Annotated in this window: 15 protein-coding genes; 5 read left to right on the forward strand and 10 right to left on the reverse strand. The window is 37.5% G+C overall.

The window, feature by feature from the left end; translation table 11 throughout:
• Positions 1 to 30: 30 nt before the first annotated feature.
• From ABH966_RS24200 to ABH966_RS24215, 4 genes are all read right to left on the reverse strand, one after another.
• Positions 31 to 669, reverse strand: a complete 639-nt coding sequence (locus ABH966_RS24200; RefSeq protein ID WP_370082954.1) for a nitrous oxide reductase accessory protein NosL — start codon at positions 667 to 669, stop codon at positions 31 to 33.
• A gap of 556 nt (positions 670 to 1225) precedes the next feature.
• Positions 1226 to 1546, reverse strand: a complete 321-nt coding sequence (locus ABH966_RS24205; RefSeq protein ID WP_370082956.1) for an NAD synthetase — start codon at positions 1544 to 1546, stop codon at positions 1226 to 1228.
• Between the two features lie 528 nt (positions 1547 to 2074).
• A complete protein-coding gene (gene nadE, locus ABH966_RS24210; protein WP_370082957.1) occupies positions 2075 to 2899 on the reverse strand; it encodes an ammonia-dependent NAD(+) synthetase in 825 nt (274 codons plus the stop codon).
• Positions 2900 to 2921: 22 nt separating this feature from the next.
• Positions 2922 to 4382, reverse strand: coding sequence for a nicotinate phosphoribosyltransferase (locus ABH966_RS24215; RefSeq protein WP_370082958.1), 1461 nt, complete (start codon positions 4380 to 4382; stop codon positions 2922 to 2924).
• Between the two features lie 312 nt (positions 4383 to 4694).
• Here ABH966_RS24215 and ABH966_RS24220 point away from each other — a divergent pair, with 312 nt between their 5' ends.
• Positions 4695 to 5036 carry a P-II family nitrogen regulator gene (locus ABH966_RS24220; RefSeq protein ID WP_370082959.1) on the forward strand — a complete coding sequence of 114 codons (342 nt, stop codon included), beginning with the start codon at positions 4695 to 4697 and terminating at the stop codon, positions 5034 to 5036.
• A gap of 13 nt (positions 5037 to 5049) precedes the next feature.
• A complete protein-coding gene (locus ABH966_RS24225) occupies positions 5050 to 6345 on the forward strand; it encodes an ammonium transporter (RefSeq protein WP_370082960.1) in 1296 nt (431 codons plus the stop codon).
• Between the two features lie 93 nt (positions 6346 to 6438).
• Here ABH966_RS24225 and ABH966_RS24230 read toward each other — a convergent pair whose 3' ends face one another.
• On the reverse strand, positions 6439 to 6939 hold the full coding sequence (locus tag ABH966_RS24230; RefSeq protein WP_370082961.1) for a methylated-DNA--[protein]-cysteine S-methyltransferase: 501 nt from the start codon (positions 6937 to 6939) through the stop codon (positions 6439 to 6441).
• A gap of 110 nt (positions 6940 to 7049) precedes the next feature.
• Here ABH966_RS24230 and ABH966_RS24235 point away from each other — a divergent pair, with 110 nt between their 5' ends.
• From ABH966_RS24235 to ABH966_RS24245, 3 genes are all read left to right on the forward strand, one after another.
• Positions 7050 to 7781 (forward strand): ABC transporter ATP-binding protein, encoded by a 732-nt coding sequence (locus ABH966_RS24235; protein WP_370082963.1) that lies wholly within the window; start codon positions 7050 to 7052, stop codon positions 7779 to 7781.
• On the forward strand, positions 7778 to 8530 hold the full coding sequence (locus ABH966_RS24240) for an ABC transporter permease (protein WP_370082964.1): 753 nt from the start codon (positions 7778 to 7780) through the stop codon (positions 8528 to 8530). Before ABH966_RS24235 ends, ABH966_RS24240 begins: the two co-directional genes overlap by 4 nt.
• Before the next feature lie 80 nt (positions 8531 to 8610).
• The gene (locus ABH966_RS24245) at positions 8611 to 9585 is read left to right on the forward strand and encodes a proline dehydrogenase family protein (protein ID WP_370082966.1); all 975 of its coding nucleotides are present in this window, start codon (positions 8611 to 8613) and stop codon (positions 9583 to 9585) included.
• Positions 9586 to 9713: 128 nt separating this feature from the next.
• On the opposite strand, the gene ABH966_RS24250 is transcribed toward ABH966_RS24245, so the two are convergent.
• The 5 genes from ABH966_RS24250 to ABH966_RS24270 all read right to left on the reverse strand — a co-directional run bounded on the left by ABH966_RS24250 (position 9714) and on the right by ABH966_RS24270 (position 14691).
• Positions 9714 to 10268 carry a methyltransferase gene (locus tag ABH966_RS24250; protein WP_370082968.1) on the reverse strand — a complete coding sequence of 185 codons (555 nt, stop codon included), beginning with the start codon at positions 10266 to 10268 and terminating at the stop codon, positions 9714 to 9716.
• Positions 10269 to 10463: 195 nt separating this feature from the next.
• The gene (locus ABH966_RS24255; protein WP_370082970.1) at positions 10464 to 11075 is read right to left on the reverse strand and encodes a response regulator; all 612 of its coding nucleotides are present in this window, start codon (positions 11073 to 11075) and stop codon (positions 10464 to 10466) included.
• A gap of 16 nt (positions 11076 to 11091) precedes the next feature.
• Positions 11092 to 12237: a sensor histidine kinase gene (locus ABH966_RS24260; RefSeq protein ID WP_427448457.1), complete on the reverse strand. Its 1146-nt coding sequence runs from the start codon at positions 12235 to 12237 to the stop codon at positions 11092 to 11094.
• 460 nt (positions 12238 to 12697) lie between these two features.
• The gene (desA, locus tag ABH966_RS24265; RefSeq protein WP_370082972.1) at positions 12698 to 13729 is read right to left on the reverse strand and encodes a Delta(5) desaturase DesA; all 1032 of its coding nucleotides are present in this window, start codon (positions 13727 to 13729) and stop codon (positions 12698 to 12700) included.
• 461 nt (positions 13730 to 14190) lie between these two features.
• Entirely contained in the window at positions 14191 to 14691 is a 501-nt protein-coding gene (locus ABH966_RS24270; RefSeq protein ID WP_370082997.1) for a GNAT family N-acetyltransferase, read from the reverse strand.
• Between the last annotated feature and the right edge of the window lie 38 nt (positions 14692 to 14729).

A 14729-nucleotide genomic window follows, 5' to 3' on the forward strand; every position in this document is an offset into this window, starting at 1 on the left:
GACTAGAGGAATTTCCCCTAGTCCATTCGATTAATGACCATGACCATCAGGTTTCTTTTCTTCCATATGCATAGAATCAGATTCACCTTTGGCTTCTTTTTCAGCTTTTTCTTTCATTTTCTTATTACGACGCTCTAATGCATCGTCTTTAATTTTTTGTAATTCCTCTACATGTGCAGTTGGATTGTCAGCGATATATTTGTCTGCATCAGCTTTATCTTTGAAATAAATATATCCCCAATTCATCGGAGATTTTAGGTCGGTTTTAACGATCGTTGCATCTTCAACCTTTACCCAATCTTTTGTGATATGATCACGTACAAATTTTTCGTTCTTTTCATTATTTGCAACCTCGGCATTTACTAAACAACCTATGTCATCATAAAAGGCAATTGTCCCATCCTCTTTTATTGCTTGAGTAGAGAATTCACCCATATCTTCGTCTTTCAAATACACTTTCATATTACACATTTCACACATTGTACCTTCTTTTGGTTCTTGTAAACGCGGATCCACTAAAGAAGCGACTTGTGTAGTTTTATCCTTTGCTTCTGCTTCACTTGTTGTAACATCTTGCTTAGACTCTTCTTTCTTAACTTGATCTTTTTCTGTACCACACGCCGCGAGTAAAAGTAATGCTGCAAATGCAGGTAACCATATTTTTTTCACAATTGCTTCCCCCATTATTTCGTTTTTTCTGTTTCTATTACATACTTTACAGGTAAGTTGTGAAATAAGTTAAAAATCGCTGTGAAGTATTGGAAAAATTACCTTGAATATTCATTGAACATCTTGACTTCAAATATTTTGAATAAAAAATATATTATTTCCATTTTCTACAACTTATATTCAGGATTAATTAAGGTCCTATTAATAGCTCTTCGGCACAACAAGGGGTTGATTTCCGTTCCGACTGGGCGCTTTGCCGCTGACGCTTCGCTTTCGCGCAGAGCAGAGCTTCCTGGGGGCGTCCGATGAGCCGCTTCACTCGCGTTGCTCGCTCCAGGGTCTCGGGCCAACAGATGTTTTTTTCGCGAAAGCGTAGTGCTAACGAAGCCACAGCAACAAGATGTTTTTTGTGCGAAGCGTAGTGCTAACGAAGCGAAACAACAAATGATTTCTTGGTCTACAGGAAAAGGTATAGCTTGAAACGGAAATCATACTCATTTAAAGTCTAAAAAAACTCTCTACATCCAGAATGATGTAGAGAGTTTGATTTACGATGTTATATAGAAGAACGGTAACTATTGAGAAGCTTCTTTTGCTTGCTGACAAGACTTAACTTAACGGCAGTTTCATTTAATTCATTGCGTATTTGTAAATTGTAAGCACTGTCCACATAACTAGCTGCTATATTATTAGGACGTTGCTGCTGAATTTGTCTAGTTTTACCGATATTCTTTTTATCTTTATTCTTTTGCAGACTATTTTTAAACTGTCGTTTCGGATTTTGTCCAAAATTATGACTTAAATCCCCAGCATGTAAATACTGTTGTTCGTTACGAAATATACTACTAGTCGTCGAACTTACTCTAGAAGTCCTCATATATAATTACCCTCCTTTACTTTTTATCAACTTTGTAGGTATATATATCGACATTATATGCTTGAACTTAATAATACAGAACCAAATTGCTTAAAAAAAATAGAAAAGAGCTATAAGAAAAAATATTTTCCACTTTTTCTCATAACTCTTTTCCTAAATATTACTCATAGCGTGGGGTTGATTTCCGTTCCGGCTGGGCGCTTTGTTGCTGACGCTTCGCTTTCGCACAGAGCAAAGCTTCCTGGGGGCGTACGATGAGCCGCTTGGGCCAACACGATGTTGGTCACGAAGGCGTTATCACAGGATGTGATGCTTTTAGCCTTCGTTCCCCTATCTGCTCGCTCCAGGGTCTCGGGCCAGCACGATGCTGGTCACGAAGGCGTTATCACAGGACGTGATGATTTTAGCCTTCGTTCCTCTATTGCTGATCCCCAAGGAGTCGCCTAGCCTCCACTCCAATCAACTTATATGCAATGGGATATTTTTCAATAATTATCATTTATCTTTAAGTGATGAACCTTATAAATATCACTTCCAAAAATCATCAAATATTGTAATTGGCATATGACGTTTGTGCTGTGAACGTAAATAGTGCCCTTCTAATGTTTTACGAGCATCTTCAGGGATTTCCTTCCCCTCCAAATAATCATCAATTTGGTCATACGTTAAACCAAGAGCTACTTCATCTGGTAATGAAGGTCGATCTTCCTCTAAATCCGCAGTTGGTACCTTTAAATATAAATGCTCCGGGCAATCAAGCGCAGCTAGTAACTGCTTACCCTGACGCTTGTTGAGACGGAAGATTGGCATTAAATCCGCACCACCATCCCCAAATTTTGTGTAAAAACCTGTAATTGCCTCCGCAGCATGATCGGTCCCTAGCACAACAGCATTATTCATAGCAGCAATAGAATACTGCACCTTCATTCGCTCACGTGCCTTTTCGTTCCCTTTGGAAAAATCGCTTAGTTCAATACCTGCATTCGTTAATGCTCTAACACTTGCATCGACTGCATCTTTAATGTTGACCGCATAAGTCTTCGTAGGTTTTATATAGTCAATCGCATCCTGACAATCCTTTTCATCCACTTGCACACCATATGGTAAACGAACAGCCCAAAATGAGTACTTCGCTTCTCCCACCTCGGCATTTAATTCATCAACTGCAAGCTGCGTTAATTTTCCAGTTAACGTGGAGTCTTGACCACCTGATATCCCAAGAACAAATCCCTTTACAAAGCTATAGCGACGCGCATATTCCTTTAAAAAATCAATGGATTTGCGAATCTCTTCCTGTTCATTAATAGTAGGTAACACACGTAATTCCTTAATGATTTCTTGCTGTAATGTCATTTTGTCCTTCACTCCTTACGCTTTACAATCGATTGACCATTTCACTTACTTCTTCAATATTACGCATTTTATTATTCCAGCATTTTTGGCTTAAATCGACTGGGTATTCCTCAGGATTCATGGCACGTTTATATTCATCCCATAACAATTCTAAATTATTAGCTGCATAATCACGCATTTCTTCCAAAGTAGGATTTTGATAATGTATTTCTCCATTTTTAATCACATGATGATGTAAATCCTTAGCTTCAAAGTTTGTTACAAATTTTGATACGAATGTATGAACAGGGTGGAACATTTTAATTTTTTTCTCTGATTGAGGATTTTCATCTTGCATCGTAATGTAATCTCCCTCGGCCTTACCATTCTTTCTATCAATAATGCGATATACATTTTTAAGACCTGGCGTCGTTACCTTTTCAGCATTCGCTGAAATTTTTATCGTATCTTCTAATTGCCCATCGTTATTTTCAATAGCGACCATTTTATAAACAGCCCCTAAAGCTGGTTGGTCATATGCAGTAATGAGCTTTGTACCAATTCCCCACGCATCAACTTTTGCACCTTGAGCTTTTAAGTTTAAGATCGTGTATTCATCTAAGTCATTTGATACGATAATTTTAGCGTTCTGGAAGCCTGCCTCATCTAACATACGACGCGCTTCTTTTGACAAGAAAGCTATATCCCCACTGTCTAAACGAATTCCAATAAAATTAATTTTGTCACCAAGCTCTTTAGCCACTTGAATCGCTGTTGGCACACCCGATTTTAACGTATTGTAAGTATCTACAAGGAATACGCAATCACGATGACGTTTTGCATAGGAATGAAAAGCATCATAATCATTTTTATAGGCCTGTACAAGTGCATGTGCATGTGTACCTGATACTGGTATATTAAAGAGTTTACCTGCTCGAACATTACTAGTTGAAGCAAAACCACCAATAAACGCCGCACGCGTTCCCCAAATTGCTGCGTCCATCTCCTGAGCACGTCGTGTGCCGAACTCCATCGCCACTTCATTTTTTATAATTTGTTTAATACGACTAGCCTTTGTTGCAATCAAAGTTTGGTAATTCACAATGTTAAGTAATGCGGTTTCAATTAGTTGCGCCTCCACTAAAGGCGCTTCAATGCGAATAATTGGTTCATTAGCGAAAACAGTTTCTCCTTCCACCATAGAATACATATCCCCTGTAAAGCGAATATTTTTTATATACTCGATAAAATCCTCTTTATAACCAACCTCTTTACGTAAATACGTTATGTCCGAATCAGTAAAACGAAAATCACGTAAATATTCAAGAATTCTCTCTAACCCCGCAAAAATTGCATAACCATTGCCAAAAGGTAATTTTCTAAAATATAGTTCGAAAACTGCTTTTCTATTATGTATACCATCAGCCCAATATGATTCTGCCATATTGATTTGGTACAAGTCCGTGTGTAGCGCTAAGCTATCATCTGCATAGTTTGATCTCACAAGAAACCCCTTCTTCCGCTTTGATAATTAGTCCTAGTATACACTATATACCCAAATTCTTGCGTATTACATCATCCTACTTTAATGTTAGATTTCCTCACATGAATAATCAGAAAATTTCGAATCGTACATATTTTAGACACATTTTTTAGTACCGCTTTCATTCCCCTTTTAAAAACCTTTTCAGCAAACTATTACGAAAGACGAAATATACCCTGTGATAAAACATAACATGAACATTCAGAAAAATATTGCGCAGTTTTTCATAGCGTTTTAACATGTAAATTAAATTTACTCAAGGAGCTGATATTGATGAAAAAAATAGAAGCAATCATCCGCCCCGAAGTTTTCGGCGCTGTCAGAGACGGACTTGCACAGGAAGGTATCGCAGGGCTCAGTATTACAGAAATTGCTGGCTGCGGTCGTCAATTAGGGCGTACAGGTTTATTTCGCGGAAATACCTACGAAATTGAATTTTTACCGAAGTTGAAATTAGAAATGATTGTTGATGATGAAAAAGTAGATCCTATTGTTGATGTTTTGTTACGTAAGGCAGTAACCGGCAAGGTCGGTGATGGTAAAATATTCATTTATCCAGTAGAACAAGCAATTCGTATCCGCACAAAAGAAGTCGGATCAATTGCAGTAGAATAAGGGGGCGATATATATGGATGAAATAACATTATCTATAAATTTAGTTTGGATGATGCTCGGTACAATTTTAGTCTTCTTTATGCATGCAGGATTTGCGATGGTTGAAGCTGGCTTTACACGCTCAAAAAACGCAGTCAATATTATTATGAAAAACTTCCTAACTATTTCACTTGGCGGTATTGTCTATTTTCTTTGTGGTTACGCTATTATGTTTGGTGATACGGCTGGTGGCATCTTCGGTTCAAGTGGCTTTGCCTTAAATGGTGTAAATGATCTTTCCTTCTTTATTTTCCAAACGATGTTTGCAGCAACTGGAGCAACGATTTTATCAGGAGCAGTAGCAGAACGTACTAATATTTTTGCTTATATCGGAGTTATTATTCTTATGTCATCATTTGTTTATCCTGTTGTTGGTCATTGGGTTTGGAGTGGCCAAGGTTGGTTAACAAATCTTGGTTTTATCGATTTTGCTGGATCTACCGTTGTTCATTTAACAGGTGCAGTTGCGGCATTTGTAGCTGCGGTAATGGTCGGTCCTCGTCTCGGTAAATATGAAAACGGTCGTGTTAACGTTATTACAGGACATAGTATTCCATTAGGAGCTTTAGGCGTTTTTTTACTTTGGTTTGGTTGGTTTGGCTTCAATGGCGCTTCAACATTAGCCGCTGACCCTAAACTTGTTCCTAGCGTAATCGCAAATACATTTTTCGCTGCTGCTGCAGGAGTTGTGGTTACTGCCCTTTATACTAAATTTCGATATGGCCATATCGATGGCTCACTCACATTAAACGGTGCTTTAGCAGGGCTTGTAAGTATTACCGCTGGTGCCGCTAATGTTAGTATTGTCGGTTCAATCAGTATCGGATTAATTGCTGCTCCATTATTGGTCGAGGGTGTCCGCTTTATTGAATGGAAATTAAAAGTCGATGATCCTGTTGGTGCGATCGCTGTCCATGGTATCTGTGGTATTTGGGGTACTCTAGCAGTTGGTTTGTTTGATATTGGTGGTCAAGGATTATTTTACGGGGGAGGTTTTGGCCTATTAGGAGTGCAAGCCGTAGGGGTTATTGCTACAATTGCCTGGGTTAGCATTTCAGTAGCAACTGGTTTACTTATTATAAAAGCATTTGTACCATTACGTGTTTCTGCTGAAGAAGAAGTCACTGGCCTAGATGTCACCGAACATGGTGCTCCGGCTTATGAGTTTCAGGATATCTTCAAAGGCTCTGCCGTACGAGGAGAAACATTTGCCCAACGTTTAACTCATTTCGGTAAAACAAATAACAATGTCCACGAGGAACATATATAGTGTTCAATAAACTTCTGTTTCTTTAATACAAAAAACAAGAATCTGCAATCCCTTTGGCGAGCTGTTTCCCAACAGGTTATGCAGATTCTTGTTTTAAGCTCTTTCTAGCTCCAGTAAAAATTCTTTCATAGCTAGTCCACTACGAAAGCCTGTTAGCTTACCATCTTTTCCAATTACACGATGACAAGGAATAATTGCTAATATCGGGTTGGCACCGATTGCACTGCCTACAGCTCTTACTGCTTTCGGATTACCAATTCGGTGTGCAATGTCTGAGTACGTTGTCGTTGTACCATATGGTAGCTCCTTCAATGCATTCCATACTGCTAGTTGAAATTGTGTCCCTTTGACATGTACTGGCACATCAAATTCTGTAAGCTCTTTATTAAAATAAGCCTTTAATTGCTTAACATATCGCTGTAACTTTTCTTTATTCTCTTCAAAGCGATAGCCTTTAAATGGCTTTTTTGCCCACACTTCTACCTCTTCAAATGATGCATTCGGTGTCCCTATATACACAAGACCTTCATCTGAAGCAACGATATACATATCACCTTGTGCATATGTTAATGTATCTACATATAATACATCCATTCTCTATCCCCCTTTACTTAATTACTACACACTGCCTGTAAATGACTTTAGCTTCCCTTTGTTTCATGCTACAGTTATTTTACCTATTAGTATAAAGGAGTTTTAACTTTATGAATACTTCATATGAGCCTGCCATTCACTTTAAACAGGTCACCTTTTCATCGAATGACAAAATGATATTAAAATCGCTTACTGGTTCATTCCCAAAAGGAAAAATCACCACATTAGTCGGCCCTTCAGGTGCTGGCAAAACAACTCTACTCAAATTGTGCAATGGACTATTATCTCCTACAGATGGTCAAATATTAATTGATAATCAAAACATTTCTACTTACGAGCCAACCGCTTTAAGAAGGTATGTGAGTATGGCTCTTCAAGCGGCCCCTATGATAGAAGGAACTGTATTTGACAATCTTGCACTCCCTCGTTCGTTACAAGGAGCAAAGCTTACAGAGCAAGAAGCTATCCAATATTTACAAGACGTTGGACTAGATCAAAGCTTTTTACAACGCCCTACGAATAAATTATCAGGTGGACAACGACAAAAAGTCTCTATTGCAAGAACACTTATTAATCAGTCCTCCATTTTATTGCTAGATGAAATCACATCTGCACTAGACCGTCAATCCGTGAAGGAAATTGAGACACTTATTACTACAATTAATAAAAAGTTTAACGTCACAATCATTTGGATCACTCATAATTTACAGCAAGCGCTGACAATCGGACACTATACTTGGGTCATGATGGACGGAGAACTAATTGAAACAGGAAAAAGCTCCTTACTTAACGCACCTAAAAATCCACGTGTCGCTGAATTTGTACAGGGGGTGAATGTATGACGTATACTTCTCTTTCCTTAACGTTAATTTTTGTTTTAATTCCTCTTCTATTGTCAAAAACTTTAAAGCTAGGACTTGAAAAAGATACACTCATCGCTACTATTCGTTCTATTATTCAACTACTTGCTGTCGGTTACATTTTAAAATTTGTCTTTGATGCTCAAAGCTATATTTATATTTTCCTTATGGTTTCTTTAATGGTTATAGTAGCAACACTAAATGCTCGTAAAAAAGGGAAAGGTATTAAAGGTATTACATGGAAAATAGCGCTAACTCTTATTGTAGTAGAATTTGTTACGCAAGGAGTATTGCTTGGTTTTGATATTGTACCTGCAACAGCACAGTATATTATTCCAATTAGCGGCATGATGATCGGTAATTCAATGGTATTATCGGTTCTATTTTTAAACCGTTTTACATCGGAAATTGCAAGTCATCAGAACGAAATTGAGTTAATGTTATCGCTTGGCGGCACACCAAAACAGGCTATTCATCGACAGCTAATGAATGCGATAAAGGCCAGTATGATTCCTACAATAGAAAGCCAAAAAACAATTGGTCTTGTTCAATTACCAGGTATGATGAGTGGCCAAATAATCGGCGGAGCAGATCCTATTCAAGCGGTGCAATTCCAACTATTAATCATTTTCGCCCTGCTAACAGCAGCGACATTATCAAGCATTATGATAGGTTTTTTAAGCTATCCTGCACTTTTTAATGAGCGCATGCAACTACTTGAAGTGAAATAATTGTTATAGTAAAAACAATATTTATTTTCTAAATTGTGCTATAATATAGAAAAAAAAGAAATGCAGTGAGGAGAATGACCATGTTATTACGCGATTTTTTCATCCATTTATCTGAAAACCAACTATTAAATAGTGCTGCAAAAAAATACGGACTAAAATTAGGAGCACAAAGTGTAGTAGCTGGTACAAATATTGAAGAAACGATTGCGAGCATCAAAGAGCTTAACGCACATAAAATCTCTTGCACAGTAGATAATTTAGGGGAATTTGTTTCAACTGAAGAAGAAGCAACAAAAGCTAAAGAGCAAATCCTTGCTGTTATTGAGGCTATTCATGAAAACGGCGTTGATGCACATATTTCGTTAAAGCCATCTCAATTAGGTTTAGATATTGATGTTGATTTTTGCTACGATAATTTATATGAGATTGTAGAAAAAGCAGCAGCATATGATATATTCGTTAACTTTGACATGGAAGACTATGGTCGTTTACAAACATCCTTTGATATGGTCCAAGAGCTATCCAAAACATTTAATAATGTAGGTACTGTTATCCAATCTTACTTTTACCGTGCTAAGGACGATATCGAAAAATTCAACGACTATCGCCTTCGTATCGTAAAAGGTGCTTATAAAGAGCCTGCAGAGGTTGCTTTCCAAGATAAATTAGATATTGATTTAAATTTCATCGAGTTAATCGAATATCATTTACTACATGGTAAGTTTACGTCTATCGCAACACATGACCATAATGTTATTGCGCACGTAAAACGTTTTGTAGCTGACAATAATATTCCACTTGATAAATTCGAATTCCAAATGCTTTACGGCTTCCGTACAGATATGCAAAAAGAGCTTGCAAAAGAAGGCTATAACTTCTGTGTATATGTACCATTCGGCGAAGATTGGTACGGCTACTTTATGCGCCGTTTAGCGGAGCGTCCTCAAAATCTTAATCTTGTTACTAAACAAGTATTTACGAAAAAAACGAACACAGTCCTTGCTGTAGCAGCAGGTGCATTCGTTCTTGGACGTTTAACAAAACGCAAAAAATAAGGTCACATAAAGAAGCCAGAAGCTTAATTAAATATGCTTCTGGCTTTAGTTGTGGATTTTCAAACTCTGCGTGTCATAAAAATAATCAGTGGGGATGAAAAAAGCCCCCCACTGATTAAAGTTTTATATTATTCAACATGTAAAGCAATAGTTGAAACAATTGCTTCTGCTGCATATTCCCATTTACCATCAATAAAACTACCTAATTTTTGCCCAAGTTCTTGTATCATTTCAAGCGTAACCGGGATATCATTCTTCTCTGCTAATGTAGCAAGAAATGGAGCAGATAAACTTGTCCAACCTCCACGGTCAATTTTAATCTCTACTTGCTTTACTTCTCCATTTTCTATATCAATACGGTAGTACAATTGATCATCCGGACGCCAGCTTAAGTGATGGGATATTTGCCCATTTACAACTGTTAGATCATTCTTTTTCGAAATAGAAGCTGGTTTTACATTAAATTCATGACCTAGTACATTTAATTTTTTAATTTCAGGACCGACTAATGCCGCCTGAACAGCTAGATCCATATTACTTTGTAATGGGATAGATGTCTCTGTCTCAACTACTGGATCAACCATATCGTTGCTTGCAGCAAAAACGGCTGAAGGATATGCGCTAGTAACGACAAATGTTGTTGCTAATAATGCTGTTGAAGTTACTTTCATAATTTTGTTCATAATTATTTCCATCCTTCCCATTAAAATGATTACTGTTTTCTAAATTTTATCATTAGTAGTCTAAATATACAATATGCTAATATATTTTTTAAATGACAAAAGGCACTGAATTTAAATAATTCAATGCCTTTTGTCTATTTTTATTCCAAACACTTTCTTAGGTATAAGGATATTCATGATAGGTTCTTAAGCTATTTATTTATTCCATCCTTTTTCTTTAAAGCGTGCAATGGCTTCTATACGATTCCCAACATTTAATTTTTCTAAAATAGTGGAAATGTAGTTGCGGACAGTCCCTGCCGATAAAAATAATTCTGCAGCAATTTCTTTTGTCGTCTTTCCTTCTGCAACAAGTGTCAGTACTTGGCTCTCTCGGTCAGTTAAAGGATTTTCACTATCATCCTCATAGACAAAATCAACGAGTTCAGGCGCATATATTCTTTTGCCGTCCATAATTGTACGAATGGCACTGACCAATTCTTCTATCGGACTATCCTTTAGTAAATAGCCACGAACGCTAGATTTTCTTGCACGTTCAAAATAACCCGGCCTTGCAAATGTCGTTAATATAATCACTTTACAATCAGAACCTGTGCAATGCAGTTCCTCGGCAGCATCCAATCCTGTTTTCACAGGCATTTCAATATCCATAATACAAATATCAGGCTGATGCTCTTCAACAAGCGCCAATGCTTCTTCACCATTTTTTGCTAATCCAACGACCTCCATATCATCCTCCATACTAAGTAATGAACGCAGTGCGCCTAGTAGCATACCCTGATCTTCAGCAATTACAATTCGTATCATGTCGCAATCCTCTTTTCTATATGTTCTTCAGATTTCCTTTGACCTTCTGATGCGTAATCGCCACTGGAATCGACACTGTTAATGTAGTGCCTACTTCACTCTCGATTTTAAAAGAACCGTTTATAAACTCTAACCGTTCTCGCATTCCCTTTAAACCGTTACCCGTTTTCCAAGCTTGCTTTTTGGTGATTCCTTGCCCATTATCACGAACAACTAAATATACTTCCTTAAAATTTTGATGGAAAGCAATTTCACATTTTGTAGCACCACTATGCTTAACAACATTATTAACTGCCTCTTTTAAGCACATGGATAATACATTCTCCACAAGTGGCGGAACTTGTAAAGTATCTTTATCACCTTCAAATACAAACTCCATTTCAGCAGCCTTTAATATTTGAGAAATACGCATAAGCTCGTCCTCAAACCTAGCTGTTCGCATATCCGATACTAATTCACGTACCTCTTTTAATGCGATACTTGCCGTTTGACGAATATCCTTAATCTCTGTTAGAGCTTGTTGTGGATCACGTTCAATTAATCTTGAAGCTAAGTCGCTTTTTAAGCCTATCATCGATAACTTTTGGCCGAGAGTATCATGTAAATCCCGTGCAATACGTTGGCGTTCCTCAAAAACAATTAACTCAGCTATTCGTTCATTAGCAGTCTCAAGCTGCCCCTCTAAATTTTCGCGTTTATTTTTTGCATAAATCGTTAGTGGAAGTAGCACAATCGCTAGAATCGTTAAAACAACAAATGGTAGTTGTGATAAAAACAAGTGTAGCTCAACGAAAAAGCCAACACCCGTAGAGATAACCGTAAAGCCAATATGTAGTCCATACATAATATAGAAGCCAACAGGTTTACGAATATTTCCAATGAAGAAAGCTGTGAAAATCGATAAATACACATAGCCATATAATATGGTCATAACGATATTAATGACCATTTCAAAGCTAATCCACATGTAAACAAGACCGTTTTTCGAATTCATGGAAAACCGATAGAAAATAAAATATAGCATTAAAAATGTAATACCTACTGATATTTCTATATACGATGATTTTCTAAAAATGAAGAAAAACGGTAGGAAACAGAAAATAATCCATAAATATATACTGAGCATTGGACTATTCGGAATAATACTGTGCCATTTCCTCATTATAATCTCACGCTCTTTCCTACTTTTCCCTTATTATAACAAGAAAATTAATTTTATGCCTTGCACATGGTTATTAATGCATTATCCACATAATAACATTCCCCGTAGTAATGGGCTCATTATCATAACGTGATGTTGGATTTCCGTTCCGGCTAGGCGCTTTCCTGGGGGCGTCCGATGAGCCGCTTCACTCGCGTTGCTCGCTCCAGGGTCTCGGGCCAACACGAGGTTGGTCACGAAGGCGTTATCACAGGACGTGATGGTTTTAGCCTTCGTTCCTCTATCCGCTAATCCCCAAGGAGTCGCCAAGCCTCCACTCCAATCAACTGATATACAAGCTACGTATTAAAAATGTAATCCACAACTTTTGATAATGAGCACAGTAATTGCTTCATCCTCAATATATGTTTTATTTACGTAAAACAGCCATCCCTTCGAAGAGATGGCTGAAAAAATTCTACTAAGCAGCAATACTGCTTCTTGCTTTTCGTTTGATTATTTCATTAACTTCTTTAAAGGTTACAAACTTGCCTTGATCTTCATCGTATAACTTATAGCGTAATGATTCTAGGCTTGTACGTAACGTAATAGTCGTTGCAGTGTGTAATGGCGGTATGTCATTATGCGCCTTTTCAAGATTATAGTTCGGTACACGTGGTGCTAAATGATGTACATGGTGGAAGCCAATATTGCCTGTAACCCATTGTAATAGCTTTGGTAATTTATAATACGAGCTACCTTCAACAGCGGCCTTTACATAATCCCACTCTGAGTCATGCTCAAAATAAGAATCTTCATACGTATGTTGGATAAAAAATAACCAAATGCCAAGAGAAGCAGCAACAAACAATGTTACTACATGCACTAATAAAAATGCTTGCCACCCCATAAAGTAAATTAAGGCAACACAGATTCCCGTGATGACTACATTTGTTAGATAAGTGTTAAAACGTTCTTTCTGTTTAGCGTCATTTCGATTACGACGGTTTAAAATTAACACCATAAATAGCGGACCTAAGCCAAACATTACGAATGGATTACGGTAAAAACGATACCATACACGTTGCCCTTTAGATGCTTGTAAAAATTCTTCCACTGTCATCATATCAATATCACCGATACCACGCTTATCTAAGTTCGAGCTAGTTGCGTGGTGAATTGTATGCTCACGTTTCCATTTTTCATATGGGAATGATGTTAACACCCCAGTTACAAAACCAACCCAGTCGTTTGCTTTTTTACTTTTGAAAAATGAACCGTGTGTACAATCATGGAAAATAATAAAAGTTCGTACGACAAATGCAGCAGAAATTACACTTAAGCCAGCTGTCAACCATGGTGAAACATCTACTAACATATAACCAGCTACCCATAGGGCGATTAAAGGTACAATTGTATTTACCATTTGAAAGATACTTTTAGCTGTGTCAGACTTCGCAAATGGCGCTACGTCCTGGCGCAGTTTTTTTGTTTTTTCTCGATCTGTTGCCATTGTTTTTACTCCCTCGTTTCATTTTTTCTTATGACCTCATCATAAAACAAGAGTATAATCATGCAACAGAAGCAAACATCATAAAAAGGATATGACATTTGTCATACCCTTTATCTTTTCGTCAAAAGAATAAACATTAAATAATTTGTATCAATAAACTAAGGTTGATTTTCACTCCGAGTTGGCGCTTTCCGCGGGCTTGGCTTCAATCTCCTCGTCACTTCGTTCCTGCGGGGCTTTCAGCGCAAGCTAATCCCGCAGGAGTCGCCACTCTCCGTGAAAAATCAACAACTCCTCATCATTAACATAAGTAGACAAGCTAATCCAAAAGAATAAAACTATTTATTAAAATACGATACTCCTCTCAAAATGCTGAATGTCGGGGTCAATTATTATTCAGCTTTATGCAAATAAACTAGAGTTTGCCCTCAATATGAAAGAATATGACATGTCATACCCTTCTATACTTTTGGTCCGGTTAACTGTAGCTGATAAAATACAAGATCTAGCCACTGTCCAAATTTATAGCCTGCATTCTTTATTGTACCCGCGTATTCAAAGCCTAGTTTTTCATGTATTTTAATGCTTCCGATGTTTTCACCATCAATGCCCGCTACGAGTGTTTTCACACCTTGCTCTTTGGCAGTTCGAATTAGCTCTTGCATTAATTGTGACGCTATCCCCTTTTGGTAATGATCCTTATGCACATATACAGAGTGCTCCATTGTGTGCTTATAACCTGGATATGGACGGAACTGACTATATGTTGCAAAGCCGGCTACTGTGCCATTTACATCAAACACTAGCAGTGGATTTCCGAATGTTTGCTGCTCCGTGAACCATTGTCTTTTTTCTTCTAACGATTGTGTTTCATATCGATAAACGGCTTTGCTCGTTAAAATAATGTCATTGTAAATATCTAAAACACCAGGTAAATCTTTCTCTTCCATCAATCGAATCATCATGCTCACGTCCTACTTCAATTATGCCGAGGCTTTAA

The organism is Lysinibacillus sp. RC46 (assembly GCF_041262385.1).
In the GTDB taxonomy this organism is placed as follows: Bacteria; Bacillota; Bacilli; order Bacillales_A; family Planococcaceae; genus Lysinibacillus.